General features: G+C 36.4%; 2 protein-coding genes. One reads left to right on the top strand and one right to left on the bottom strand.

Annotated features, from left to right (window positions below; all coding sequences use genetic code 11):
- Positions 1-32: 32 nt before the first annotated feature.
- Entirely contained in the window at positions 33-425 is a 393-nt protein-coding gene (gene cadR / locus NI470_RS15625; RefSeq protein WP_000550240.1) for a Cd(II)/Pb(II)-responsive transcriptional regulator, read from the bottom strand.
- 89 nt (positions 426-514) lie between these two features.
- Between cadR and NI470_RS15620 the strand changes: the two genes are divergently transcribed.
- Positions 515-1,795, top strand: coding sequence for a cation efflux transmembrane domain-containing protein (locus tag NI470_RS15620; RefSeq protein WP_065286527.1), 1,281 nt, complete (start codon positions 515-517; stop codon positions 1,793-1,795).
- Positions 1,796-1,818: the final 23 nt, after the last annotated feature.

The raw sequence follows: 1,818 nt of genomic DNA, 5'->3' as shown, positions 1-1,818 counted from the left end.
GATTTTTTGAAAAAAAGCATAGGTCTAGATAATCAAGCTAGATTTTTTAAAACTCCACATTGGTCAATTGTACATAAACCATCACAAGTACCTCTTAAATCAGATAGTTGTTCAATAAGCTTTTGTTGCTTGATTATATTTTCTCTGATAGCACTGACATGTAAGTCAATTAATTCATTCACATCTGAACAATTCTTCTCAGGTTTGTCTTTATAGGTAAGTAATTGACGAATTTCATTCAAACTCATATTTAAAGTTCGGCAATTCAAAATAAATTTAATTCGCTCAACATAGCCTACATCGTAAAGGCGGTAATTTCCTTCCGTTCTTTCCGGTTCCGGAATTAAACCTTCCTTTTCATAAAACCTAATTGTTAATACTGAACATGAGGTTTTTTTAGAGAGTTCACCAATTTTTAAATGCATTGAGTTAGTATTTCCAAAGATTCTTGACTCTATAGTAACTATAGGGATTCTAATATTCAAAGTTTATAATTTTTTTAATGGGTATAATTATGAGTGGTTGTGGATGTAGTAAAGAAACACCATGCGAAGATAAGAAATCTCAACAAGAAAATCATCCATCAATTGCAGAAGCAAACAATTCAAAGAATTGTGATAATACGCTTAGCTGTTGTGGTGAAGAGGAAGAAAAAAAATCTTCATCTCCTTGCTGTAACACTTCAAACAGTTGTGAAGATACCGCTCAATCCTGTTGTGGTTCTGATCCCAAAGAAAATTTAAGCACTGAAGACGTTTTAAAAGATTCGCACTACATGAGTGAATACTTAGTTCCCAAAATGGATTGTTCTGCGGAAGAACAGATGGTTCGTATGGCGCTATCTTCAATTGATGGTGTTCAAAAACTCATCTTTGATTTACCTAACCGTTCTTTAAGGGTTCTACATAATCAAAAAGATGAAAATATAACCACCAAACTTGAAGCTTTGGGTTTTGGTGCAAAGCTTGTGAAGACTGAAACTTATATAAGCAATCAACAGGCTAAGCAAACAAGTACCTACACCATTCCTAAAATGGATTGCTCTGCTGAAGAGCAAATGGTCCGTATGGCTCTTGCAGATATTGAAGCAGTTAAAGGTCTTACTTTTGATCTTCCCAATCGAAAACTGAAAGTCTTCCATAATGAAGGGATTCAGCAAATTACGGCTAAACTCGAAGGACTGGGTTTTGGGGCGAAACTTGATGAAATACAGCTTTCTTCAGGCGATATACCTAATGAACCTGATCCTGTGAGACAAGCTAAAGTACTTAAACTGTTATTAGGTATTAATGCTCTACTTTTCTTTATAGAATTCATCAGCGGTATTATTGCTGCGTCTACAGGATTGATTGCTGATTCTCTAGATATGTTTGCCGATGCAGCCGTTTATGGTATTGCGCTATATGCCGTCGGAAAAGCTGCGAAATATCAAATAAAAGCAGCCCATTTCGCAGGTTGGATTCAGTTATTACTTGCTGTTATCGTGATTGTTGATGTCATTAGACGATTCATGTTTGGAAGCGAGCCAGAATCAACGCTCATGATTGTTATTGGCCTGCTCGCACTTATAGCTAACGTGACATGCTTATATCTTATTTCTGGTCATCGAGAAGATGGCGCACATATGAAAGCCAGTTGGATTTTCTCGGCGAATGACGTTGTCGTAAATATGGGCGTTATATTTGCCGGTGTACTCGTGGCGTGGACGGGATCAGCTTATCCAGACTTAATCATTGGCATACTGGTTTCTTTATTCGTACTTAATGGTGCCCGAAAAATTTTGGCTTTGAAGTAAGAGTATCGAAAATGAATCTATTT

The sequence above is a fragment of the Acinetobacter lwoffii genome (genome assembly GCF_024129115.1).
GTDB classification, from domain to species: Bacteria; Pseudomonadota; Gammaproteobacteria; order Pseudomonadales; family Moraxellaceae; genus Acinetobacter; species Acinetobacter lwoffii_T.
Note: the sequence above shows the minus strand (reverse complement) of the source record. Positions and strands in the feature narration are given on the sequence as shown.